This window comes from Halorubrum sp. AJ67 (assembly GCF_000513435.1).
The window spans coordinates 228,889-229,523 of record NZ_CBVY010000002.1 but is presented as its reverse complement, the minus strand read 5'-3'; the positions used below and the strand labels follow the sequence as shown (position 1 = coordinate 229,523).

General features: G+C 68.5%; 1 protein-coding gene. It reads right to left on the bottom strand.

From position 1 onward, the window contains the following. Window positions 1-278 precede the first annotated feature (278 nt). Window positions 279-512 carry a DUF2892 domain-containing protein gene (locus BN903_RS03005; protein WP_048076313.1) on the bottom strand — a complete coding sequence of 78 codons (234 nt, stop codon included), beginning with the start codon at window positions 510-512 and terminating at the stop codon, window positions 279-281. Window positions 513-635 lie beyond the last annotated feature (123 nt).

Below are 635 nucleotides of genomic sequence, written 5' to 3'. Positions count from 1 at the left end.
CGACGAGCGTCACGTCGACGCCGCGGATCGCGAGGTCCCTCGCGATCCCCGTCCCGGTCGCGCCGCCGCCGATCACGAGGACCGTCGGACCGTCGCTCACGCGCCCGTCACCCCGGTCGAATCGGCGGGTCGGTCCGCCGCGGAACGCTGTCGGTTCGGGTCGCTATAGAACATGCGATTGATACGCGCTCCGGCCACTTGAGGGCGTCGTCGGATTAACCAAGGATACGTACTCAAGAGCGTCCTGCGGCCGCAATTCGTCGCTTTTGACGCCCCGCTCAGCGCGAGTCGCCCGCGTCGGCCGGGCAGGTGTCGACGCCGAGCAGGCTGTACATGCCGCAGGTCCCGGTCGCGGCGGTCGCGAGCATCATGAGCGCGACGACGCCCAGCACCGGGGCCGCGAGGGCGGGAAGAGGGCCGACGCTCGCGAGGGTCGCTATCGAGGCGACACCGGCGACGGCACCGATACCGGTTCTGACCCGCTTGTCCGTCGCACCGACGTTCTGGTACATACAACACAATACGACGCACAACCGTATGAACCTTTCCACCCCAGCCGAACCCGTCCGCGCCATCCGGGTTCGCCGGCTCACTCGAAATCGCCGAGGTCGGCCTGTACTGACTCGGCGCTCGCG